Origin of the sequence: Cupriavidus necator N-1 (assembly GCF_000219215.1) — a bacterium.
Lineage (GTDB): Bacteria > Pseudomonadota > Gammaproteobacteria > Burkholderiales > Burkholderiaceae > Cupriavidus > Cupriavidus necator.
In genome coordinates, this window is sequence record NC_015727.1 from 1,208,960 (window position 1) to 1,231,967 (window position 23,008).

A 23,008-nucleotide genomic window follows, 5' to 3' on the forward strand; every position below is an offset into this window, starting at 1 on the left:
GAACTAGAAACCGCTCTCCTCCAAATGAATCTGGAAAGCAGCGGGCACGCCGACTCTGCCGTTTTGGATCATAGTTGGCAAGGTTGGCATCAAGTATTTCTACGGCTCTATCGAAAATGCGATTCTGCTCGCGCGTCCCTCACCTTATATGTGAGGCACGCTCTGTCGGCACTCTCCTTACCCATTCGCGATCCACAGAAGGATGATCCCGCCCCTGAATAGTGATTACATTGTCTGTTTCACAGATGGCGCCCCTTCGATGTGTAATGGCGAGGACCGTAACATCACCAGCAAGCTTACGGATATGAGCCATGATTCCTGCCTCTGCCGCCTCATCCAGAGCGGAGCTCGCCTCGTCGAGGAACAGAAATTGCGGTTCGCCGTACAATGCCCGAGCAATGGCAATACGCTGGCGCTCGCCACCGGACAGCTTCAGGCCTCGCTCTCCTACGTACGTCGAGAATCCGTCGGGAAGCTCCTCAATCCGCTCAAGGATCGCCGCCTTTGCGGCAGCTTCGCGCAAGCGCGTCTCGCAAATCGGCCGTCCCAAGGCTATGTTCACCTCAAGCGTATCGTTTAACAGCATCACTTCCTGCGGTACGACGCCGACAGCACCATACCAGTCCCGACGGTTGATCTTCCTTAAGTCGACCCCGTCAACTCGAATCGCACCGCTCGAGGGCTCCACCGCTTTAAGAGCGAGCTTTAATACCGTTGACTTACCTGCACCGCTCTCACCAGCAATAAACGTGATCGAGCCCCGTTCTGCCACGAAATTGACGCCAGCAATTCCGCGTCCATCCGTGTAGGTGAAGTGCACGTCCCGAAACTCTAGACGGCCCCTATCGGCAAGCGGTTTGCCTCGACTCAGTGTTGAATCGTCCTCTTCAGGGTAAATCCAAATGCGGGAAAATGGCTTCAATTGAACATACGAACGCATCAAGCTCTCAAGGGCAAGCCCCGCCATCTCAAAGGGCCGGTTAAGTTGAAGCAGGAGCGTGTTGAAAAGCACGACGTCGCCGACAGAGACCACGCCGGCGCGATAGCGCGGAAGGAAAATGAAGAACGTAATGACGAACTGAAGCGCAAGTGCAACGCCGTAGACGCTAGCATAGGCGATCCTCTTCAAGCAGTACCTTCGCCAATTGGTAAAAACCTCTCTCGCCCCCCTACTGAATCGACTACTCATCCAATTCGTGCTACCAAAATAGCGCAGCGTTTCGATTGATGAAATCGCGTTACCAATCAGCTGCGCATTTTGTTGACCAGCATTAGTCGCCGTCTCAAGGTGCGGTCTCGACCAGATGTTGGAGAAGTAAGTCAACATTATGACTATCAAACCGTAGACCAGCACGATTAAAGCGATTCGCGAATCAATCACCGCACCCAGAATAGTCAATGTCAGCGCGAGTTGAACGAAACCCGGAATCAGTACTATCAACCCCACTTGTACAATCAGATCGAGCGCCTGTGTCCCCTGCATTTGCGCGGACTGAATCTCAGCGGGGTTGTGTTCCAAAAAGAACTGCGGCGGCTTCTTTAGCAGTCGGTCGAAGAAGCTGGTCGACGCAATAAAGCGCAGATTCTCAGCACTCATTGCAGCCAGGTAGGAGACCGTGCTTTGCAGAGCAAAAGTCAGACCGGTCAAAACCGCATAGACGAGGAAGCCTGTCGAGAGTGCCCCAAGCCAGCCGTCGCCAGTCATACGGTCGACAAGGCGCGAGAACAAATAGGGACCGGACACCGACGAGAAAGACGATCCGAGAATGATAATCGCAATGACGATGAATGGAGCACGGGAAACTCTCCATAGATCTCGGAAAATAACACCGATCGGAGTGGCCACCATGCGCCGCGCGCCATCCCTCTCCATGATTCGCTCTACCATAGCTCAAACAGTAATCGCAGGGCTTCACTTAGAGCCGCAGTCAGCCAGCGAGTTCCTTGGAATTATGACTTTCGTACTTATCTAGGCGATGTACTTCGCATAAGATTGCACAAACATTTCCAATCGAAGCATATTTAGTACGATTCCTACCTCACCCGTAGTGACAATATTTGCATTCTCGGTGACGGTATCGTCGATCCATTTATCCTCGATTTCGATTGTAGACGCGACAGTCCCGCGTCGGAGGTAGCATTTCACGAGTCCTTCATTGTTGCGAAAGAACGAAAATACCAGACCCGATGATGGCCGCTTTGTTCCACGCCAAGCTACCCACGATGTAATCGATTGTGCAAATGCCCTTCTTATCTGGATTCTGTCGTAATCAGCTGGGAACGTTCTGTGAACGGGCTCACCCAGAACGCCGGCCAGGATGTTCTGCATGAACAAACGGGTGAATAAACCTTGGCGTAAGACGGATCTCCGCGGCAATCGCGCAGGCCTGCGCCCAAAAGATCAGCAACAAACCCCGTCCCAGCGTGGCGAGCCATGCACCTGCAAGCAACGGCTGTCCCGATCAGTTTATTTGGGCGGCCGGCTCGTCAAAGGCGATGCTGGCTTGCCATCCGACAGTTCATGCCATCATATGGTCTGATGACATCAAGATCAGACGGACCATGCCAACAAGCGAACCCATTCAACGACGCCGCCTATTTGAGGACGTGCTGGACAGGCTAACCGAGCGCATCCGCAACGGCGAGATCGCCCCAGGCGAACAGCTGCCCGCCGAGCGCGATCTCATGGAGTACTACGGTGTAGGTCGACCAGCCATTCGCGAGGCGCTCCAGGCGCTGGAACGCGCCGGGATCATTGAAATCGCGCACGGCGAGCGCGCGCGGGTCGTGATCCCGACCCCGCAACGCCTGATTCAGCAGATCGGCGCCGGTGCGCAGCATCTGCTGCGCTCTGACCCGGACTCGCTGGAACACCTGAAGGGCGCGCGTGTGTTTCTGGAATGCGGGATGGCGCAACTCGCCGCCGCCAATGCGACGCCTGACGACATCCAGCGCCTGCAAGCCCGCCTGGAAGAACAGCGCCAGGCCAAGGACGACTCGGCGCTTTTCCTGACGCGCGACATGGCCTTCCACTGTGAACTGGCACGCATCAGCGGAAATCCCATTTTTCCCGCCATCGTCCAGGCCTTGTTCGAGTGGGCGCGCGAGTACTACCGAGGCATCGTGCGTGCACCCGGCGCCGAGGCGTTGACGCTCGCGGAACACCAACGTGTCATCGACGCAGTGGCCTCCCATGATGGCGATGCGGCTTCGCGCGCTATGCGCGAGCACCTCACGCGAGCCAACGCGCTCTACCGGACCCTGAACGGCTCCACAGCGGCTATCTCGTAGCCGCCGCCGCTTTACCTCCCATCTCCTGGTGGCAGCGTTTGCCGGCCCGGCCGGCTTGTTGAAGCCGGCCCGCGCGTTCCCTACCGCTGGTTCACGCCAGTTCTAGCCCTGGCATTCCGCGTCTCCTCTAAGCGCTTTTCCGTGCCCATTTTGGGGCTCACGTAAACCCCGACAAAATGCCGCTTGGCATGATGGTATACTCATCATACCATTACACCAAGACAGCAGCGGAAGACTGCGTCAAGACGCCGTCCGACGACCGGGCCGGCGTGAGACCTACAGGAGACAACGTGGAAAACACTGGAACCACCGCCACCGAGCGGTCCGCGATCCGCAAGGTATCGCTCCGGCTCGTACCCTTCATTGCGTTGATGTTCTTCATCAACTTCCTGGACCGGACCGCCATTTCCTTTGCCGGCCCCAACGGCATGACGAAGGACCTGGGCCTGAGCGCCGCGCAGTTCGGTTTTGCTGCCGGCGTGTTCTTCGTCGGTTACATCCTGCTGGAGATTCCCAGCAACCTCGCGCTTCACAAATACGGCGCCCGCCGCTGGCTGGCTCGCATCATGGTGACCTGGGGCATCGTCGCCATTCTGTTCACCTGGGTCAGCAGCATCGAAGGCCTGTACCTGCTGCGTTTCCTGCTGGGCGTTGCCGAGGCCGGGTTCTTTCCCGGCGCCATTCTCTTCCTGAGCATGTGGGTGCCGGCCCGCCATCGCTGCCACGTGCTGGCGCTGTTCTATCTGGCGCAGCCCCTCACCACTGTCATCGGCGCGCCAGTTGCCGCGCTGCTGATCGAGGCGCACGGCCTGTTCGGGCTGGCCGGCTGGCGCATTATGTTCTTTGGCGTGGCGGTGCCGGCCGTCGTAATTGGGGTGGTCGCGTGGTTCTACCTGGCCGACAAGCCTGCGCACGCCAAATGGCTGACCAAGGCGGAGCGCGACTGGCTCAGCGCTGAACTGGACAAAGAAGAGAAGATCAAGCCCCACTCGCATGGCCACATGGCTGGCCAGGCGTTGCGCGACAGCCGCGTCTGGGTTCTGGCGCTGACCTATTTCGGCCTGATCTACGGCCTGTATGCCCTCGCGTTCTTCCTGCCCACCATCATCGGCGGCTTCGAAGCGCAATACGGCACCAAGTTCGACGTCTTCCAGAAGGGCTGGATCACGGCCATCCCCTATCTCCCGGCGGCGCTTGCACTGTTCCTGTGGAGCCGCGATGCAACCCGGCGCGGCGTGCGGCCGTGGCATGTGGGCGTGCCCGCGCTGATCGGCGCCGTCAGCATCCCCGCGGCGCTGTACATGCAATCGCCCGCCGCGACCGTGGCTGTGATCACTGTGACGGCCTGCGCCATTTTCTCCGCCCTGCCCAACTTCTGGTCGATCCCGGCGCGCTTCCTTTCCGGTGCCGGCGCCGCAGCGGGTATTGCGCTCATCAACACCATCGGCAACTTTGCGGGCTTCGCCGCCCCGTTTGTGACCGGCGCGGTCAAGGACGCGACGGGCTCCTACCAGGTGCCCATGTTCATCGTCGGCGGCTTCATGCTGCTTTCCGCGGTGCTCGTCTTTGCCATCTCCGCCCGGGAGAAGCAGCCCGCGCCAGAGCGAAACAGCGTGCTGGAACCGAAGGCCAACCTGAAATGAATTCGCAGCGCATTGGTATCGCGATGCCTGCCCAACTGGAGAACCAGCATGAAAGAGAAGATCGCCCTGTTTGGCGCCGGCGGCAAGATGGGTGTGCGCCTGGCCAAAAACCTGCTCAAGTCGGACTATCGCGTCAGCCACGTTGAGGTGAGCGAGGTCGGCAAGAAGCGCCTGAAGGACGAACTCGGCCTCGAATGCGTGAGCACCGAAGCCGCCCTGGACAATGTCGATGTGGTGATCCTGGCCGTGCCCGATACCATCATCGGCAAGATCGCTGCCCAGATTGCCCCTCAGCTGAGGCCCGGCACCATGGTCATGACGCTCGATGCGGCCGCACCGTTCGCGGGTCACTTGCCCGACCGGCCGGATCTGACCTACTTTGTCGCTCACCCGTGCCACCCGTTGATCTTCAACGACGAGACCGACCCCGAGGCGCGCCGCGATTATTTCGGCGGCGGCGCCGCCAAGCAGTCGATCACCAGCGCGCTGATGCAGGGCCCCGAGGAAGCATTCGACCTGGGCGAAGCCGTGGCGAAGGTGATCTATGCCCCGATTCTCCGTTCCTATCGCCTGACCGTCGACCAGATGGCCCTGCTGGAGCCGGGCCTGTCGGAGACGATCTGCGCCACCCTGCTCCAAGTGATGCGCGAAGCGATGGACGAAACCGTTCGCCGCGGCGTGCCGAAGGAAGCGGCGCGCGACTTCCTGCTCGGTCACATGAACATCCTCGGCGCGGTGATCTTCAACGAAATTCCAGGCGCCTTCTCCGATGCCTGCAACAAGGCTATCGAGTTCGGCAAGCCGCGGCTGATGCGCGACGACTGGATCAAGGTCTTCGACCGCGAAGAGATTGCCGAGAGCATCCGCCGCATCACCTGACCCCACAGCCAACCGAGGCGAGCCATGCTGCCGGGCCGACCGGCGGCAGGAACCCAGAGCAGGAGCAAAGAGTGAGCGAACGAATCTACGCCAGCTACTGGCTGGAAACCGGCGACGACCCCCGGCGCGCGGCCGAGGTCATCGCCGGCGAACAGTCGAGCGGCACCTTTATCGCATTGCCGAATGAGACGCCCGAACTCAAGCAGCGCTCGGGAGCGCGCGTCGAGCGCCTCGAAGTGCTGGAGACCGTCGACAAGCCGAGCTTGCCTGGCGGGATGCCATCTGATGTCTATCGCCGCTGCGCGCTACAGATCTCGTGGCCACTCGAGAATCTCGGCCCGTCGCTGCCGAACCTGGTGTCCACCATCGCGGGCAATCTCTTCGAACTCCGGCAGGTCAGCGGGCTGCGCATCACGGACCTGCAACTGCCGGCTTCATTTGCCCGCGCGTACCAGGGACCGGCTTTCGGCATCGACGGCACACGGAAGCTGGCCGATGTCACAACCGGTCCGCTGATCGGCACCATCATCAAGCCGAGTGTCGGGCTCTCCGTCGAGCAGACGGCGCAGCAAGTCCGGGAACTGGTGGCCGGTGGCATCGACTTCATCAAGGACGACGAACTGCAGGCCGACGGCAGCTTCTGCCCCTTTGACGAGCGGGTGAGCGCGGTGATGCGCGTGGTCAACGAGGCAGCGCAGCGCAGCGGCCGCAAGGCGATGGTCGCGTTCAACCTGACTGGTGACCTGGACCAGATGAAGCGCCGGCACGACCATGTGCTGGCACAGGGCGGGACTTGTGTCATGGTCTGCCTCAACTCGGTCGGCATCGTCGGGTTGCAGGAACTGCGCCGGCACAGTCAACTGCCCATCCATGCCCATCGCGCGGGTTGGGGGTACCTGTCGCGCAGTCCCGCCCTCGGCTGGGACTATGCACCCTGGCAGAAGATCTGGCGGCTTGCCGGCGCCGATCATCTTCACGTGAACGGCTTGCGCAACAAATTCAGCGAAGCGGACGAAAGCGTCATTGCCGCGGCAAAAGCGGTGCTCGCGCCAGTCATGCCCGAGGCCGCCATGCCGGCCATGCCAGTCTTCAGTTCGGGACAGACCGGCCTGCAGGCCGAGGACACTTATCGGGCCCTGGGGACGACAGACCTGATCCACACCGCGGGCGGCGGCATCTTCGGCCATCCGGCCGGCGTTTCCGCAGGGGTGGAAGCCTTGCGCGAAGCGTGGGTCGCGGCAGTCAACCATATTCCGCTGGCGCGGCATGCGGCCACCAGCAGCGCGTTGCGCCAGGCTATGGAGTTCTGGCGATGAGCGCATCCTCGACCGCTGGCCTGCCTGCGGGCTTGCTGCTGACCTACTATGGGGACGACTTCACCGGCTCCACCGATGCCATGGAAGTCATGGCGGCGGCCGGCATTCCCACCGTGCTATGCCTGGAGCCGCCCACCGCTGAACTGCTCAAGCGCTTCCCTGAGGCACGCTGCGTCGGCCTTGCGGGTTCCGCCCGCGGCCGTAGCCCCGAGTGGATGGAAACTGAATTGCCGAAGGCATTCGCCAGCCTGAAGCAGCTTGGCGCGCCGGTCCTGCAGTACAAGATCTGCTCGACCTTCGACTCCTCGCCCGCCATCGGTTCGATCGGAAAGGCCATCGACCTGGGCGTGCAGACAGTCGGCGGTCGATGGGTACCGATGGTGGTTGGCGCGCCGCGGTTGAAGCGCTACCAGTTGTTCGGCAATCTGTTTGCCGCCATCGGCGGTGAAGGCTTTCGGCTTGATCGCCACCCGACCATGTCGCGTCACCCGGTGACGCCGATGGCGGAGGCCGACTTGCGCGTGCACCTGCGCGAGCAGTCGGCGCGCCCCATCACGTTGGTCGACATGGTGCGGCTGCAAGCGGGAATGGGAGCCGGGCACGTCGCTGCCCACGCCGCTGACAACAACAAGGAGGCGCCGGTCGTGCTGATCGACGTGCTGGACGACGCGACCCTGCTCGCAGCCGGCCAACTGGTCTGGGAAGGCAAAGGCAGCGGTGTGTTCACGGCCTCGTCGTCCGGCTTGCAGTACGCGCTCACGGCATACTGGCGCCAGCGCGGCTGGATTTCGCCGCAGGCTGGCCTGCCCCCCGCCGCGCCCGCATCGGTCATCGCAGTGGTGAGCGGAAGCTGCTCTCCGGTGACGGCCGCACAGATCGAGTGGGCTGCCCGCAATGGCTTTACCACCGAACGCGTGGACCTCTGGAAGATCCTGCACACCGAGACGGCGCAAGCAGAAATCGAACGTGTGGTCGAGTTGGCCTGCAGCAGCATCCGGCAGGGAATCAGCCCAGTCGTCTACACCGCCATGGGGCCGGACGATTCGGCCGTCATCGGCTTCGACACGCTCGCACGCGACGCCGGCCGGACCCGGGCCGATGCCGCGCGGTTGGTGGGTACCACGCTGGCGGAGGTCATGAAACGCCTGCTTGATCGCACCGGACTCAGGCGAGTCGTTGTGGCAGGCGGCGACAGTTCCGGGGAGGTGGTCAGCATGCTCGGCATCGCGGCGCTGGCAGTGGAAGCCGCCATGGCACCGGGCGCCCCCCTTTGCCGCGCTTACTCGCGTTTGCCGCAGCGGGACAGCATGGAGATTATCCTCAAGGGCGGACAAATTGGCGACGATTCGTTCTTTGGGAAGGCATTGGCCGGCGGCGCATTCAACGGCTGACGGCGGCCGCATCGCGCTATCGTCTTTCCAGCTGCGCCAGTGCATTCAGCAGGCGCGCACGCGCGGAGGCTGCAGGCGCACGGAGGGCATCACGATGATGATGGGCATGGCCGGCGGCCGGTGTCCGGGCAGCAGCTCAACCAGCGTGCCGCCTGCCAGTTCTTCACCGACCATCTTGTCCGGGACCTGGCAAATGCCCAAGCCGAGCACCGCGGCGGCGACCATGCCCTCCCCGTCATTGACCTGCAGGCGCTGGCACGGCGCGATTTCCGTCATGCGGTGCGCGTCCATCAGGTGCCAGGGACGCTGGCGTCCAGAACTGGGCAGGCAAAAGACGATGGGTGCATATGCGGGATCGTAGGTAAATAGGAGAGTAGCCGCGCGGAATTGAACAGCGTGAATGCCAAGTCAGCAGACTCAGGTACACGCCGTCGGCAGGTCGCACTGGTCAGGGAGATCGGCCTGCGTCGGCAGTACTTGGAACTCGGCTTCTCGCCGCTCGCGGGCCGCGTCTTGGAGGTGCCGCTCTTCACAAGCGGCCCGTGTACGTTCGAAGGTGCTTCGCCGCCTGGACATCGGCGAGGCCACCTTGAGTGGCATCGCCGAATGACTGAAGTCGCGCGATCTCATTGCGGTGTCGCACGATCAGCCCGACCGCATCTAGTCGTCCCATTGACCATTACCGGTCGATTCTGTTGCAAGGACATTCTCCGAAAGTCAAAGCTGGCGAGTCATCTCCGCATGGGTTGCCCTTACAGTTGCCTTCGACTGCGCCCTGCGTTGAAGATGTGAGATAAATCTTTCCGCCACGTCCGAAAGTGGCTCATCTTTGCGGGTCAGCACGCCGAATGCTTTCAAGTCCAGCCCGATGACGATCGGCAGCGTTGCCAGCAAACTCGCCCTGACGTGATCCCGCACGACCGATTCCGGCAACATCGCGACGGCGTCACCGGACTGTAAGAGTTGCAAGGTGGCAAAAATCGAAGAGCACTCGATCACGTCTTCCGGAGTGGACACGTGCGCCTGCGCGAATTGCTCTTCCAACATCAAGCGGGCCGGGCTGGTTAGTGTCTGTAGCACCCATGGCCAGCGCACCAGTTCGTCCCAATTCAGTTGCTCACACCGCGCGAGCGGATGCCCATTGCGAACGACGATGCGTAGCGGTTCGTCCGACAGCGCCGAGAAGTCGAACTTGTTGTGGTCCAGTGGCCCGGTGAATCGGCCCACGGCGAGTTCGATCTCGTGCCGCTCCAGTAGAGCGCCAATCTGGTCACTGGTCTCACCAAGGATTCGCACATTCAGGCGGGGCCGTTCGCGCTTGATATCCGCCACCGCTGCGGCGACGAGATCCGGGGCCGCCCCCATGATCGCACCGAGAACGAGATGGCCATGGCCACCCCGCCGCTTGGTTTCGAGATCCTCAAGAAAGCGGGCCAGGCTAGCCTGCGTTTGCCGCGCGTATGTCACCACCTCCTGCCCCAGCGGCGTCGCCCGCATGCCGCGCGCGTGACGCTCAAAAATGGGGAAGCCAAAGGCTTGCTCGATATCCGCCAGCATCTTTGTGGCTGAGGGCTGGGTCACATTGATGAGCGCCGCAGCCTGATTCAACGTCGGTGTGTCGCTTAATGCACTCAGCAGAGCCCAGTGCTTGAGTTTGAGACGGTTCACCAAGCGGGGCGTCAGCGACATTTACAGTCTCCTTCATATTCCGAAACGGAATAGCTTCTTCGTATCTTTCGATTGGAATGATATAGCGGGCCCGCATACAGTTCAACGCATTCCACACCGACAGACAGGAGACACAATGAAGCTGATCCGCTATGGCGCGGCAGGCCAGGAACGGCCAGGTATGGTCGATGCACAGGGCCGCATCCGCGATCTTTCTGCCCACATTCCCGATGTCACGGGCGACACGATTTCCCCGCAATCGGTGGCACGCTTGGCCGCCATAGATCCGGCGACTCTGCCGCTGGTAGAGGGCTCACCCCGCGTTGGTCCCTGCGTTGGCGCGGTGGGCAAGATGGTTTGCGTCGGCCTGAACTATTCCGACCATGCGGCGGAATCGAATATGGCGATACCGACCGAACCGGTGCTGTTCATGAAAGCCACCAGCGCAATCGTGGGCCCCAATGACGACGTCGAAATCCCACCCCGCGCTGAAAAGGTCGACTGGGAAGTGGAACTCGGAGTGGTGATCGGAAAGACCGCGCGATACGTGTCGAAGGCCGATGCGCTGGACCACGTGGCCGGCTATTGCATCGTCAACGATGTTTCGGAGCGTGCCTACCAACTCGAACGCGGCGGCCAGTGGGACAAGGGCAAGAGCTGCGACACATTCGGCCCGCTGGGCCCCTGGCTGGTGACCAGGGACGAAGTGCCCGACGCGCAGGCGCTCGCACTCTGGCTAGAAGTAGACGGCAAGTCCTACCAGAATGGAAACACGAGCACAATGATCTTCGACGTGCCGACGCTGGTGTCCTATATCAGCCAGTTCATGAGCCTGCAGCCGGGCGACGTGATTTCCACCGGCACGCCGCCGGGCGTGGGCTTCGGCCAGAAGCCCGTTCCAGTCTACCTCGGCGCGGGCCAGGTCATGCGGCTCGGCATCACTGGGCTCGGTGAGCAGCGCCAGCGCACTGTCCCTGCCAATGTAGAGGGCGCACAATGAATCAGCTTGACATGAAAGGCCGCGTGGCCATCGTCACTGGCGGCGCTCAGGGCATCGGTTACGCCGTGGCGGAACGCATGCTTAGGTCGGGCGCCGAGGTGGCACTGTGGGATATCAACGAAGTCCAACTCACCACGGCTCGTAACGCTCTGGCCCAATTCGGCAAGGTCACCACCGAAGTGGTTGAACTGACCGACGAAGCTTCCGTGGGTGCCGCCACGAAGGCGACTCTGGGCAAGCTCGGTCGCATCGATGTCCTGGTCAACAGCGCTGGCATTACGGGCGGCAACGGCTCGACCTGGGAACTGGAACCAGAAGTGTGGCGCCGTGTGATCGAGGTGAACCTGATCGGCAGCTACCTGACGTGCCGCGCCGTCGCGCCTCAGATGATCAAACAGGCCTATGGGCGCATCGTCAACATCGCGTCTGTGGCCGGCAAGGAGGGAAACCCCAACGCGTCACACTACAGCGCTTCCAAGGCTGGCCTGATCGGGTTGACCAAGTCGCTCGGCAAGGAATTGGCTAAGAGCGGTGTACTGGTTAACGCGGTTACGCCTGCCGCTGCCAAGACGCCGATCTTCAATTCGATGAAAGCCGAGCATATCGAGTTCATGTTGTCCAAGATCCCCATGGGGCGCTTCCTTGAAGTAGACGAGGCCGCCTCGATGATCACCTGGCTGACTACCGAAGACTGCGCCTTCAGCACTGGGGCGGTGTTTGACCTCTCTGGCGGACGCGCCACCTATTGAGCCTGGACGCAGGCCTGCATAAGACAGGTCGCGATTCCATGGACCAAACATTACAAAAAAGGGCGCGCAGGCCCGCAAGGCAGCCGCGCCCCGGAGACACACATCATGAATGCCCATCGTCCGGCCATTGAGTCGGTAACCGCCAAGGCGATCGTACGCCTGGTGCCTTTTCTACTGCTGATGTACGTGCTTGCCTTTCTCGACCGCGCCAACGTCGGCTTCGCAAAGAAGGCTTTCCAGCTCGATACTGGCATCTCCGATTCAATGTTTGCACTCGGCGCCGGTGTGTTCTTTCTCGGCTACGCGTTACTCGAAGTGCCGAGCAATTTGATCATGCACCGCGTTGGCGCCCGCATCTGGATGTCGCGGATCATGGTGACGTGGGGAATGGTTTCCGCTGCACTGATGTTTGTCCACAGTGAAACCGCCTTTTATGCACTGCGCTTCCTACTGGGGGTAGCGGAGGCCGGATTCTTTCCCGGCGTCATCTACTATTTGACGAAGTGGTTCCCGGCGAGTGCACGCACCCGCGTGATGGGGATGTTCTACTTTGGCGCGCCCCTGGCATTCATCTTCGGCAGCCCGCTCTCTGGCATGCTGCTCGAACTCGATGGTTTGCTAGGCTTCAAAGGCTGGCAATGGCTTTTCATGGTCGAAGGGCTGCTCGCGAGCATTGTGGGCGTGTGGGCGTACTGGTATCTCGACAATACCCCACGCGATGCGAAATGGCTGTCCCCCGCCGAGCGCGATGTCCTCGCTTTGGCCATCGATAGCGAAGAGCAAATCAAATCCTCGCACGGACCGAGCACAGTATTGCGCGCGTTGGGCAATGGTCGGGTGCTGTTCCTATCGCTCATCTACTTCCTGATTCAAGTCAGCGTGTACGGCGTGGTGTTCTACCTGCCAACGCAAGTGGCGGCGCTGCTGGGTAAGAAGGTCGGCTTCGAAGTCGGCCTGGTAACAGCGATCCCATGGGTCTGTGCGCTCGCGGCGGCTTACTTCCTTCCCCGAATGGCCGAGCGGCGCGGACACCATGAGCGCATCGCGCTCGCCACGCTGGCCGTGGCGGCCGCCGGCATCGCGCTCTCAGTCAATGCGGCATCTCCGATCGTCGCACTGATTGCCCTGTGCTTCGCGGCCGCCGGCTTCATCGGGGTGCAGCCGCTGTTCTGGACCTTCCCGACAAACTACCTCGGGGGAGCCGCGGCTGCTGGCGGCATCGCTCTGATCAATTCGCTCGGCGCACTCGGCGGCTTTGTCGCGCCGAACGTCAAGACGTGGGCGGAGCATGCCTTTGCATCGCCGAGTGCCGGGCTCAATCTTCTCTCCGTCACCACTGCGATCGGCGCAGTGCTGTTCCTGAAACTCCGAAGCCCGAGGGCTGCCACTCCCGTGGCAAATCCTGGAACGCACTCGGCTTGAACCCGAGCGGTTCGCCCCCGAACACCTCTGACCAAACAAACTGAGCCTTTTGTAGGAGTTCCCACATGTCCATGCCTACCATCAAGCACGTTCGCGCTTTCACGCTGCGCGGCGCTGGCGCTGACTATCACGACCAGGGTGATGGTCACTGGATTGACGATCACATCGCCACGCCAATGTCCAAGTATCCCGAGTTCCGGCAGAGCCGCCGGAGTTTTGGCCTCAACGTCCTTGGCACGCTGGTGGTCGAGATCGAGGCGAGCGATGGCACCGTGGGCTTTGCTGTCACGACCGGCGGCGAGCTCGGCTGCTGGATTGTCGAGAGGCATCTCGCCCGCTTCATCGAGGGCCAGAAGGTGACGGACATCGAGAAAATCTGGGACCAGATGTTCAACTCGACGCTTTACTACGGACGAAAGGGTATCGTCCTCAACACCATCTCGGGCGTGGACCTGGCGCTGTGGGATCTGCTGGCCAAGATCCGCAAGGAGCCTGTCCACGCGCTGCTTGGGGGTCCGGTGCGTGATGAACTGCAGTTCTACATGACGGGCGCGCGGCCCGATTTCGCCAAGCAGCAGGGCTTCATCGGCGGCAAGCTGCCGTTACACCACGGCCCCGCGGAAGGCAAAGAAGGCCTGAGGAAGAACTTGGAACTGCTCGCTGACATGCGCGAAAAATGCGGCCCGGACTTCTGGCTGATGTACGACTGCTGGATGAGCCTGGATGTTGACTATGCTACGCGTCTCGCTCAGGCCGCGTACAACGAGTTTGGGATGAAATGGATCGAGGAGGCCTTGCCGCCCGACGATTACTGGGGCTACGCCGAGCTACGTCGCAATGTACCGCGCGGCATGCTCGTGAGCACCGGTGAGCATGAGGCTACGCGTTGGGGCTTTCGCATGCTACTGGAGATGGAATGCTGCGACATCCTGCAACCGGATGTCGGCTGGTGCGGCGGCATTACCGAGCTGATCAAAATCTCCGCATTGGCCGACGCGCGGGGCAAGCTGGTGGTCCCTCACGGCTCGTCGGTCTACAGCTATCACTTTGTCATCACGCGCCACAACAGCCCATTTGCTGAATTCCTGAATATGTCGCCGGGCGCGGACGAGATCGTGCCGATGTTCCATCCGCAATTGCTTGACGAGCCAGTGCCAGTGAACGGACGAATGAAGGCCTCCGCGCTGGATGCGCCCGGGTTCGGTGTGCGCCTCAACCCCGAGCTGCCGTTGCACCGGCCATTCGAGCGCTGAGGCTCATCCGAACAGGCGCATGGGACGCCAACCCGTGGGCGATTGCGCTCAGAAAAAAGCGCGAGGCGGCGCCGTCCTGGATAATAAGGCACCGTTATCGGACCTTATCGGCCCGCCGCCGCTTCCCTGCGGCCTCAGCGAGCAGCCCCTAACCATTGTTGACCCTCGGGGCAGCCCAACGGCAGTAGCTGGCAACTTCGGTCACTGGCAGTGTACTGATTGGACGACGAGTTGGCCGGGACGCAGACGTCCGTCAGCCCTGAGCGAGCGACTGCTGCAGGCGCAGACGGACATAGGAGCGGCACTCGGCTGCGTCAAGGTTGCCGGACTGCTGAAGGAGATCGACGGGTGGACCGGCTTCACCCGCGATTTTTCTTACCAAAGACGGGTGAGCTGGTGGTCGGTCAATTGGAAACCGCGCTTGAGCTTTTTTTTGCTCAACAGCGAGGCCCTTGTGCTGCAATACTGTCCGATTTCTGAAGCGTGCCACACTGGAGCCCCACGGCCCCGCTCCGCCCGGGGCTGAGTCCGGCCAGCGCCTTAAGCCAGCTTCAGGTTCACATTCTTGGTGTACGTAAACTCCAGCAACTCGGCAAAGCATTCCTCACGGCCTATGCCCGACTGCTTCACGCCGCCGAAAGGCGCACCCATGAAGTGCTGGCTGGAGTTGTTGATCCACACATAGCCCGTGTGCATGCGTTTGGCTGCACGATGCGCCGTGTTCAGGCTTTGCGTCCAGATCGAGCCAGTCAGGCCAAACTCCACGCCATTGACCTGCTCGAACAACGCGTCTTCGTCGCTCCACTTGAAAACCGACATGATGGGGCCGAACACTTCTTCCTGAGCCAAACGCATGTGCGGCTTCATGTCGGCGAACACAGTGGCTTCGTAGAAGAAGCCGTCCTTCAGAGCAGGGGCGTCCGGCTGCTTGCCACCGCACACCAGCCGTCCGCCATCTTCCAGACCCTTAGCCACATAGCCCTGCACTTTTTCCAGTTGTGCACGGCTGACGAGCGAGCCCATCGTGGTCTCGGGGTCTGTCGGGATCCCGGGCTTGTGGCGCTGCGGCAGCAACTGGACGATTTTCTCCAGTACCTGGTCATGGATGGACTCATGCAGAAAGACGCGGCTGGTGGAGCCGCAGCTCTGACCCGACCAAGTGAAGTTCATACCTCCCAGGATGCCGTTCACAAGTTTGTCGAGATCCGCATCGGGGTAGGCAATCAGCGCGTTCTTTCCGCCAAGTTCCAGTAGTACAGGCTTGAGGTTGTCCGAAGCGGTCTTCATGACGGCACGGCCTGTGGGCACTCCGCCAATCAGCGTGATCTTGCGCACCAGCGGGTGCCGTGCCATGGCGTCGCCGCATTCACGACCGCCGCACAAAAAATTCGCAACACCGGCCGGAAAGATATCGCCCACCAGTTCGGCTAGCCGCAGGATGGACAGCGGCGCCTGGTCGGGCGACTTCACCACCACGGTGTTGCCGGCCGCCAGCGGCGCGGCAAGGCGTGCAGCGGCAAACATGAGTGGGTGGTTATACGCCACGATACGGGCGATAACGCCTAGCGGCTCCTGCATGGTGTAGTTCAGGTTGCCGTCGCCCATGGGGATGGTCTCCCCTTTGATTTCCGTGGCCAGGCCTGCGAAGTACTCCAGACAGTCGGCAGCAAAGGCCGCGTCCATGGCCAGAGCCGACACCGGATTGCCATTGTTGAGCGAGTCCAGCAGCGCCAGCGGCTTGGCATGCTCGCGCAACACCGCGGCGGCCTTGCGCAGGTAGCGCCCCCGCTCGACGGGTGGCGTGGCGGCCCAGGCTGGAAAAGCTGCATGGGCCGCCTGCACCGCGGCGGCCACATCGGCCTCATCGGCAAGCGGCGCAGTGGTAATGGTCTCGTTGTAAGCCGGGTTGATGGTCTCGGCGTAGCCGCCCGCCTTGGGGGTGTGCCACGCACCGCCGTAGTACAGTTCGCGTCGCGTCGGCAAGACGCCGGGGGGAATTTCGTGTGCGCGCATAGGTTCTGTGTCCTCAACAATAGAAATGCCGGGCGCCGGAGCGCAATCAGTCCTTCGACCGCGTCAGGCCCGCCGTCATGGCCGGGCTGTAGCCGGTTTGCACCACCACGTCGACCACCACGGTCTCGCCCTTCTTGACTGCTGCGATGGCATCGCGCAGGACTTCTTCCAGTTCGGCGGCGTCCTCGACTGGGCCGATGCCGGTAAGCCCCTGGCCGCGCGCCATCATGGCGAGGTCGGGCGGTGGGTCGCTGATGCGCTGGCCTATCCAGCGGTTCTCAATCGGCCGCTTGCGCTGGCGCGCGACGCGCTCCTGGTGCACCTCGTCGTTGAAGAATGAACGGTTGTTGCACACCACCATCAACATTGGGATGCGTGCATTGGCGGCCGTCCAGAGCGCGTTGACGCCCATCATGTAGTCACCGTCGCCGATCACCGCGACCGGTAGACGGTCGCTGCCTTTGAGGGCCAGCGCAGAGCCTATCGACATGCCGGGGCCCGAGCCGATGCCCCCGCCGCCGTCGTACCCTAGAAAGTCCAATGGGTGCCGGAAGTCCCACATCTCGCCACTCCAACTCAACGGCAGGCGCATCAGGCAAACCTCTTGCTCACCAACGGCGCGCTTTAAGGTGGCCGCCAGCGTGGTCACCGTAATGTTGCTACCGCTGGTGGCGCCTGGCACGGGCAGCGTCACTGAGACCGGGGGAAGCGGCCGTTTGGCGGGCGCCGGCGTTTCGCGCGGCTTGACGTGCTGGTTCAACAAGGCCACGGCCGGCTCAGGCTCGCACAACATGAAGACATCGACCGGCGGCAGGCCCTGGTGGTCCATGCTCCAGCCATTGTGGCTGTAGTGGTCCACGGAGACCTGGATGATCTTGCTGCCGACGGGCTTGTCTCCCCAGGCCTGCTTCAGCGTTCCTGAAAGATCCAGCCAGTCCAGGCTGAGCACCACGTCGGCTTCGCGCAAGACTTCCTGTGCATTAGCTGTGAGAAAGGCACCGCTGGGCGCTGCGTGCAGCGGGTGGTCGGTCGGAAAGGCCGCGCCGACACGCAGGTCGGTCAGCACTTCAGCGTTCAGAGTTTCGGCCAGCTGGATGCGCTGCTCCCAGCCTTCGACGTCGCGGGACACGCGGCCCATCAGGATCACCGGGCGGCTGGCTTCTGACAGAAGCGCTGCCGCCTGCGCCACGATGTCATCCGAAGGCCGGGCCGGCGGCGGCGCGAGATAGCGCGCCGGCTCGGGAATCGCCGGCCGCTCAGCCAGCCTCGATTCCTGCAGTGCCGCATCAAAACAGACGTAGACCGGGCCCTTGGGTGCGGTGGTGGCAATCTGGCGGGCCCGCAGAAGCGCTTCGTGCGCGGACGGAATCGAAGCCGGCTGCGCATCCCACTTGATAAAGTGGCGCACCAGCGCGGCCTGGTCCTGCGCCGTATGAATCCAGTCGATCCACGGCCGGCGCTTGTTCGCGTCGACCGGTCCGGTGGCACCCAGCACAATGACCGGCACGCGATCCACCCAGGCATCGAAAATAGCCATGGAGCCGTGCATCAGCCCGACATTGCTGTGCACAATGGCCACCAGCGGCTTGCCAGTAACTTTGGTGTAGCCGTGCGCGATGGCCACCGCATGCTCTTCATGGAGCACCACCATCATCTGCGGCTTTTCATTGCCCAGGTGGTTCACGATACTGTCATGCAGGCCGCGAAAACTTGCGCCGGGATTGAGCAGCACATAGGGGATGTTCATCGCGCGCAGCATGTCGGCAATCGCGTCACTGGCCCAGACGGCTTCATCCGGTTCGGAAGGCGTAGGAATATCGCGGCGTACGGAGGGACCGGATGGAACGTTCATGGAAACTCCCAGGTAAAAATACAAAGAAGAGAATTACTCTGGCTTAATGTTTGCGGCCCTGATCACCTCTGCCCAACGCTTCTGGTCGCTGGCGATCAGTCTGGTGAATTCTTGGGGCGTGCTGGTCTCCGCATAGATGCCCTGCTCGGCCAGCTTGCCCTGTACATCGGGCAGCGCCAGCGAGCGGCGCAACTCAGCATTGAGCTTGTTGATGATGGCCGGTGGCGTCTTGGCTGGGGCAACCATACCGATCCAGATATCGCTTTCGAAATTGGGAAGCGTCTCGGCAATCGTCGGCACCTTCGGAAGCAGCTCGACGCGCTTCGCGCCACTGGTGCCAAGCGCGCGCAGCTTGCCGCTTCGGATGAACGGCAGGGCTGAATTGATCGGGCAGAACATCATGTCCACATTGCCACCCAACAAATCTACGAGCGCGGGGGCCGAGCCTTTGTATGGAATCTGGGTGATGCGGGTTCCTGTCATGGACTTGAAGACTTCCGCTGCCATGTGCTGCGGGCTCCCCGAGCCGGCGGACGCATAAGAAAGCTTCTCGGGGTTGGCTTTTGCCAGCGCAATCAATTCGGCGACCGAAGTTGCCGCCACCTTGCCTGGCGACACCACCAGCACCATGGGCACGCGACCCAGCAGGGTGATGCCCGTCAGGTCCCGGCTCACCTCAAATGGCAGCCTGGGATACAGAACCGGGTTAACCGCCACGGTCTGATTGGGTGCAACGGCGATGCTATAGCCGTCGCCTTCGGCCCTGGCTATGAAATCGGTGGCGATATTGCCTGCGGCACCCGGCTTGTTTTCAACGATGACGGGCTGGCCAAAAGACTCGGACATTTTCTGCGCCAGGATTCGGGCAAGCACGTCATTGGATCCGCCGGGCGGCAGCGGCACGACGATGTGGATGGGCTTGGTCGGGTAGGTCTGCGCCGAGGCAGGTACGCCAATGATCACGGTGGCAAGGCAAAGGGCAAGCATCCCTGTGCCGGGATTGAATTTCATGTCTTGTCTCCTGTATTTACTGCGGGTGGGGCCCTGTCAGGTTGCGGGCCCTTTCGCGTTAGAGCGCGTGCAGTAAAGACGCAGCAATCGCTCGTCCACGTCACCGCATTCCGGCATATTTGTTATCGTCAGTAGCGCCGTCGGCTGGTGTTTCCTGTTTTCGTGATTCGTGCGTGACCTTTATGAGTTCCTCTCGAAAAGCCTTTGCTTACGGTTCGAGAGCGATGTGGGCATCAGTAATAGACGCGCCGGTGTTGGCAGCAAGCGACACGCACCGGCACGCGCCCAGGTCAGCGTCCGTCCACGGCGCCGGTGCGCTGCACCCGCATCTTCCAAAGCGCCCATGGACGTTCGATTTGCGTTTCGATATTCCGGCAGGCAGTATCGGCTTCGCCCTGGCTGAGGTAAGTCACCTCGCCAAGCCGCATAGCGCCCACCTGTAGCTGCGCATTCACTTCTGCGTAGACCGCTCGGTAGACGGCGTGCTTGAGCGTGGGACCGACGACGGTGGAACCATGGCCCCGCATCAAAACAAACGACGCCTCGCCAAGCTTCTGCGCAAGCGCAGCGCCAAGCTTGCCATCGCGGATCAGCAGGTCGGTCGCGTCGCCGGCAGTTTCGCGAATCTCGAAGATCGGTGTTCCAGCGCCCAGGAAACCGCTCATATGGCATACGGGCCTGAAGGGGGTGTTCTTGACGACGCTGAATGGAAGTACGGTAGGCGAGTGGCTGTGCACGATGGCGTGCACGTCGGGTCGGGCCCTGTAGATCTCGCCATGGATGAATCGCTCCAGGTAGATGGCGCGCCCCCCCGCGTTGACTGGAGACCCGTCCAGCTTGAACTCCACAATGTCGTCTGGCGTAACAGTGGCGGGTGCCATGTTCCTCGCCAGCAGAAACCGGCCTGGATCCTTGTCGTGCCGGACGCTGACGTGGCCAAAGGCATCGACAATGCCCTGATCGAACAAGATGTGATTGGCGCACACCAGGTCTTCGATCAACGTGTCGCTTGCGGAGCCGGAAGGACGATCGAGATCTTCAGCGTAGTCGACGCTGCTGCCGGGATTGGTATGGGAGTTGCACATGGAGGGCCTAGTCTCAGGTTGGCGAATGTGGTTCGATTCGCGTCCCGGGACATACGACGCCGCACTACTGCCCGGAACGTCGTTACAGCTTAGACTTGGGTTGATGATAGGTCTATTAGCTATTTAGGCCTTGATCCATACTCCACCAACTATGATTTGAGATGCACCTGCAGGGCGTTGTTTTGCGGCGCGGCGTCGCGGATGAACTGCAAGAGCGCTGCCTGAAAAGCGGAGAAGCGCTTGTCTTCCCGGTACACCACGTAGGATGGAATCTTCATTGGCAAGTCGGGGCGATCAAGGACCACCAGGTCTCCGCGTGCCACATCGGCGCGGATCGAGGAAGCAAGCATGAAACTCAGCCCGATGTCCTGCCGGACCGCGTGCTTCATCGCTTCAGGATGCCCCAGCTCCAGCACGACCCTGCGGTTCTCGAGGCCATGCTTGCGCAGATGCGTGTCCTCCAATTCACGCCTTGCCAGATTCCGTGGCGTGCTGATAAAGGGCGCCTGATGAAGGTCGAGTTCCTTTGACGGTTGTTTGACCCAGCGGCTGCCCGGCGCGCATACCAGCAAAAGGTCTTCCTCCCACAGCGGAATCGCCGTCAGCCCATCCAGATCTTGCTTTGCCGTCAGCAGGATTACCGCAAAATCGCAGCCCCCTATGCGCGTCGCGTCCACTGCCGCTTGCGGGTTTGAAATCTGAACGGTCACCAGTCCGTTGGGGTGCTGCCGGTAGAAATCCACTATCAGTGGCGGCAATGCATAGGAGCCGATCGACATCGACGTTGCAACGACCGCGTTTCCGGCACCCCCGCCCTCAAGTCCTGCGAGCTCCCGCTCGATCTCGCGCGTCCGCGTGATGACTTCGGTCGCCCAACGATAGACACGCTCTCCTGCTTCGGTGAGCGCGATGTTCCTGCCGGCACGCGCCACCAGGGGATACCCCAGCCGGGCCTCCATGCTGCGCAGGTGCGCAGTGACGACGGGTTGCGCAATGCACAGCCTGTCGGCTGCGCGCGTCACACTGCCGAGCTCCGCCACGGTGCAGAAAACTTCAAGTTTCTGGAAAGTGAGATATGGGTCGAATCCGCGCACGCGCCTCCTCCATCCATAGCTGGATTGCTATGTGATTACGGTATAAGAACTATTTGAAGATATGGATGAGGTTACCCACAATTGCAGCCACAAACAACATGGTGGCCTGGCATCAGGCCCTCGCAGGAGACAGCATGGACTGCACGACCTTTATCAATCGCGTTTCTTGCCGGCCCCGCGGTAAGTCATGCCCTGCCTCGGAAAGGGCACCGTTGGCCAAGGTCGCAGCAGCCACGCTCGCGGCAATGCTCTGGTCGACCGTAGTGGTCCAGTCCGCCTTCGCGGCAGAAGACTATCCCACCAGGCCGGTCCGCATTGTTGTGCCCTTTCCCGCCGGCGGCGGAACGGACAGCATTGCTCGCGTACTCGCAAAATCCTTCACGACGGATACAGGACAACCTTTTATCGTAGAAAACCGCGCCGGCGCGTCCGGGAACATCGGCCTCGATGCCATCGCGAAATCGCAAGCAGACGGCTACACCATTGGCCTCACCACCAGCAATCTCACGATGAATGGCGCGCTGTACAAGCGGTTAGCCTTCGATCCGCAGCGAGATTTCCAGCCGGTCTCGCTGATTGCCTCGTCCCCGCTCGTCATTGGTGTATCGAACACGCTTGGCATATCGGCATTGTCGGCCCTTCGCGCCAAAGCGAAAGCGTCTGGCCAGCCGCTCGCATACGCATCGTGCGGAAACGGCACACCGCAGCATTTCGCCGGCGCCATGCTCGCCGCGGCGTGGAATGTACGCTTCGTCCATGTTCCCTACAAGGGCTGTGCGCCGGCATTGGTCGATGCGTTGGGCGGCCAGGTGCCCATCTTTATCAGCACGGTAGCCAATGCGCTTCCGTATAGCCGCGATCCCCGTATCGGAGTGCTGGCGGTCACCGGTCATGACCGCAGCAGGTACATTCCGGCGGTACCCTCAACGTCGGAACAAGGCGTGACCAGCCTGGATATGCGCGTGTGGTTCGGGCTCATTGCCCCGAACGGCCTGCCTGAGCCCGTTCTGAAGAGACTGGTCGCGCTCACGTTGGCCGCAATGAAAAAGCCTGAGGTGCGCAAGATCCTCGAGGCCCAGGGATATGACGCGGTGGGTTCAGATCCGGCAACTTTTGCCGCGACAATCGCGACCGAAATCCCGTTCTGGAAGCAACTCGCGGCGAAGTACGCGATATCTCTCGAATAGTGCTTGCTTGCTGCCCGTTCCGGCAGCACAGAAACGTCAATCCACAAGTCGTACTTGGACCTGGGAGCCGACGCGGACATGCGCCGCACCGCCTGCCTCAGTGCGCCCACTCGCGCCGCGCTCACTGCGCGGCGCAGCGTTTTCCCACCCTGCG

General features: G+C 61.5%; 18 protein-coding genes. 10 read left to right on the forward strand and 8 right to left on the reverse strand.

Annotation, left to right across the window (positions count from 1 at the left end; translation table 11 throughout):
* Positions 1–139: 139 nt before the first annotated feature.
* Positions 140–1,873, reverse strand: coding sequence for an ABC transporter ATP-binding protein (locus CNE_RS35445; protein WP_158310053.1), 1,734 nt, complete (start codon positions 1,871–1,873; stop codon positions 140–142).
* 689 nt (positions 1,874–2,562) lie between these two features.
* Here CNE_RS35445 and CNE_RS35450 point away from each other — a divergent pair.
* The 5 genes from CNE_RS35450 to oiaK all read left to right on the forward strand — a co-directional run bounded on the left by CNE_RS35450 (position 2,563) and on the right by oiaK (position 8,520).
* Entirely contained in the window at positions 2,563–3,291 is a 729-nt protein-coding gene (locus tag CNE_RS35450; protein ID WP_041229103.1) for a transcriptional regulator NanR, read from the forward strand.
* A 176-nt stretch (positions 3,292–3,467) separates the two neighbouring features.
* Entirely contained in the window at positions 3,468–4,934 is a 1,467-nt protein-coding gene (locus tag CNE_RS35455) for an MFS transporter (protein WP_013959591.1), read from the forward strand.
* A gap of 48 nt (positions 4,935–4,982) precedes the next feature.
* Entirely contained in the window at positions 4,983–5,813 is an 831-nt protein-coding gene (apnO, locus tag CNE_RS35460) for a D-apionate oxidoisomerase (RefSeq protein ID WP_013959592.1), read from the forward strand.
* Between the two features lie 71 nt (positions 5,814–5,884).
* Positions 5,885–7,129, forward strand: a complete 1,245-nt coding sequence (locus CNE_RS35465) for a ribulose-bisphosphate carboxylase large subunit family protein (protein WP_013959593.1) — start codon at positions 5,885–5,887, stop codon at positions 7,127–7,129.
* Positions 7,126–8,520 carry a 3-oxo-isoapionate kinase OiaK gene (gene oiaK / locus CNE_RS35470; RefSeq protein ID WP_013959594.1) on the forward strand — a complete coding sequence of 465 codons (1,395 nt, stop codon included), beginning with the start codon at positions 7,126–7,128 and terminating at the stop codon, positions 8,518–8,520. Before CNE_RS35465 ends, oiaK begins: the two co-directional genes overlap by 4 nt.
* A 45-nt stretch (positions 8,521–8,565) precedes the next feature.
* On the opposite strand, the gene CNE_RS35475 is transcribed toward oiaK, so the two are convergent.
* Positions 8,566–8,922: a LysR substrate-binding domain-containing protein gene (locus CNE_RS35475; RefSeq protein WP_319609755.1), complete on the reverse strand. Its 357-nt coding sequence runs from the start codon at positions 8,920–8,922 to the stop codon at positions 8,566–8,568.
* Positions 8,923–9,237: 315 nt separating this feature from the next.
* Positions 9,238–10,209 carry a LysR family transcriptional regulator gene (locus CNE_RS35480; protein WP_013959596.1) on the reverse strand — a complete coding sequence of 324 codons (972 nt, stop codon included), beginning with the start codon at positions 10,207–10,209 and terminating at the stop codon, positions 9,238–9,240.
* A gap of 115 nt (positions 10,210–10,324) precedes the next feature.
* On the opposite strand from CNE_RS35480, the gene CNE_RS35485 reads away from it, so the two are divergent.
* The 4 genes from CNE_RS35485 to rhmD all read left to right on the forward strand — a co-directional run bounded on the left by CNE_RS35485 (position 10,325) and on the right by rhmD (position 14,612).
* Positions 10,325–11,188 carry a fumarylacetoacetate hydrolase family protein gene (locus tag CNE_RS35485; protein WP_013959597.1) on the forward strand — a complete coding sequence of 288 codons (864 nt, stop codon included), beginning with the start codon at positions 10,325–10,327 and terminating at the stop codon, positions 11,186–11,188.
* Entirely contained in the window at positions 11,185–11,937 is a 753-nt protein-coding gene (locus tag CNE_RS35490) for an SDR family NAD(P)-dependent oxidoreductase (RefSeq protein WP_013959598.1), read from the forward strand. Before CNE_RS35485 ends, CNE_RS35490 begins: the two co-directional genes overlap by 4 nt.
* A gap of 105 nt (positions 11,938–12,042) precedes the next feature.
* A complete protein-coding gene (locus tag CNE_RS35495; RefSeq protein ID WP_013959599.1) occupies positions 12,043–13,359 on the forward strand; it encodes an MFS transporter in 1,317 nt (438 codons plus the stop codon).
* A gap of 65 nt (positions 13,360–13,424) precedes the next feature.
* Positions 13,425–14,612, forward strand: coding sequence for an L-rhamnonate dehydratase (rhmD, locus tag CNE_RS35500; protein WP_013959600.1), 1,188 nt, complete (start codon positions 13,425–13,427; stop codon positions 14,610–14,612).
* A 540-nt stretch (positions 14,613–15,152) separates the two neighbouring features.
* Here rhmD and CNE_RS35505 read toward each other — a convergent pair.
* From CNE_RS35505 to CNE_RS35525, 5 genes are all read right to left on the reverse strand, one after another.
* The gene (locus CNE_RS35505; protein ID WP_013959602.1) at positions 15,153–16,625 is read right to left on the reverse strand and encodes an aldehyde dehydrogenase family protein; all 1,473 of its coding nucleotides are present in this window, start codon (positions 16,623–16,625) and stop codon (positions 15,153–15,155) included.
* A 46-nt stretch (positions 16,626–16,671) separates the two neighbouring features.
* Positions 16,672–18,477: a thiamine pyrophosphate-binding protein gene (locus tag CNE_RS35510; RefSeq protein WP_013959603.1), complete on the reverse strand. Its 1,806-nt coding sequence runs from the start codon at positions 18,475–18,477 to the stop codon at positions 16,672–16,674.
* A 33-nt stretch (positions 18,478–18,510) separates the two neighbouring features.
* A complete protein-coding gene (locus CNE_RS35515) occupies positions 18,511–19,488 on the reverse strand; it encodes a Bug family tripartite tricarboxylate transporter substrate binding protein (RefSeq protein WP_013959604.1) in 978 nt (325 codons plus the stop codon).
* Positions 19,489–19,778: 290 nt separating this feature from the next.
* Positions 19,779–20,573 carry a class II aldolase/adducin family protein gene (locus tag CNE_RS35520; RefSeq protein WP_013959605.1) on the reverse strand — a complete coding sequence of 265 codons (795 nt, stop codon included), beginning with the start codon at positions 20,571–20,573 and terminating at the stop codon, positions 19,779–19,781.
* A gap of 149 nt (positions 20,574–20,722) precedes the next feature.
* Positions 20,723–21,667: a LysR family transcriptional regulator gene (locus tag CNE_RS35525; protein WP_013959606.1), complete on the reverse strand. Its 945-nt coding sequence runs from the start codon at positions 21,665–21,667 to the stop codon at positions 20,723–20,725.
* A 134-nt stretch (positions 21,668–21,801) separates the two neighbouring features.
* Here CNE_RS35525 and CNE_RS35530 point away from each other — a divergent pair, with 134 nt between their 5' ends.
* Positions 21,802–22,854, forward strand: coding sequence for a tripartite tricarboxylate transporter substrate binding protein (locus tag CNE_RS35530; protein WP_013959607.1), 1,053 nt, complete (start codon positions 21,802–21,804; stop codon positions 22,852–22,854).
* Positions 22,855–23,008 lie beyond the last annotated feature (154 nt).

Bases quoted from the DNA above. Each gene is read 5' to 3' on its own strand.
- CNE_RS35445 (WP_158310053.1), bottom strand. From the start codon at position 1,873: ATGGAGAGGGATGGCGCGCGGCGCATGGTGGCCACTCCGATCGGTGTT.
- CNE_RS35450 (WP_041229103.1), top strand. From the start codon at position 2,563: ATGCCAACAAGCGAACCCATTCAACGACGCCGCCTATTTGAGGACGTG.
- CNE_RS35455 (WP_013959591.1), top strand. From the start codon at position 3,468: ATGCCGCTTGGCATGATGGTATACTCATCATACCATTACACCAAGACA.
- apnO (WP_013959592.1), top strand. From the start codon at position 4,983: ATGAAAGAGAAGATCGCCCTGTTTGGCGCCGGCGGCAAGATGGGTGTG.
- oiaK (WP_013959594.1), top strand. From the start codon at position 7,126: ATGAGCGCATCCTCGACCGCTGGCCTGCCTGCGGGCTTGCTGCTGACC.
- CNE_RS35480 (WP_013959596.1), bottom strand. From the start codon at position 10,209: ATGTCGCTGACGCCCCGCTTGGTGAACCGTCTCAAACTCAAGCACTGG.
- CNE_RS35485 (WP_013959597.1), top strand. From the start codon at position 10,325: ATGAAGCTGATCCGCTATGGCGCGGCAGGCCAGGAACGGCCAGGTATG.
- CNE_RS35490 (WP_013959598.1), top strand. From the start codon at position 11,185: ATGAATCAGCTTGACATGAAAGGCCGCGTGGCCATCGTCACTGGCGGC.
- CNE_RS35495 (WP_013959599.1), top strand. From the start codon at position 12,043: ATGAATGCCCATCGTCCGGCCATTGAGTCGGTAACCGCCAAGGCGATC.
- rhmD (WP_013959600.1), top strand. From the start codon at position 13,425: ATGTCCATGCCTACCATCAAGCACGTTCGCGCTTTCACGCTGCGCGGC.
- CNE_RS35505 (WP_013959602.1), bottom strand. From the start codon at position 16,625: ATGCGCGCACACGAAATTCCCCCCGGCGTCTTGCCGACGCGACGCGAA.
- CNE_RS35510 (WP_013959603.1), bottom strand. From the start codon at position 18,477: ATGAACGTTCCATCCGGTCCCTCCGTACGCCGCGATATTCCTACGCCT.
- CNE_RS35515 (WP_013959604.1), bottom strand. From the start codon at position 19,488: ATGAAATTCAATCCCGGCACAGGGATGCTTGCCCTTTGCCTTGCCACC.
- CNE_RS35520 (WP_013959605.1), bottom strand. From the start codon at position 20,573: ATGTGCAACTCCCATACCAATCCCGGCAGCAGCGTCGACTACGCTGAA.
- CNE_RS35530 (WP_013959607.1), top strand. From the start codon at position 21,802: ATGGACTGCACGACCTTTATCAATCGCGTTTCTTGCCGGCCCCGCGGT.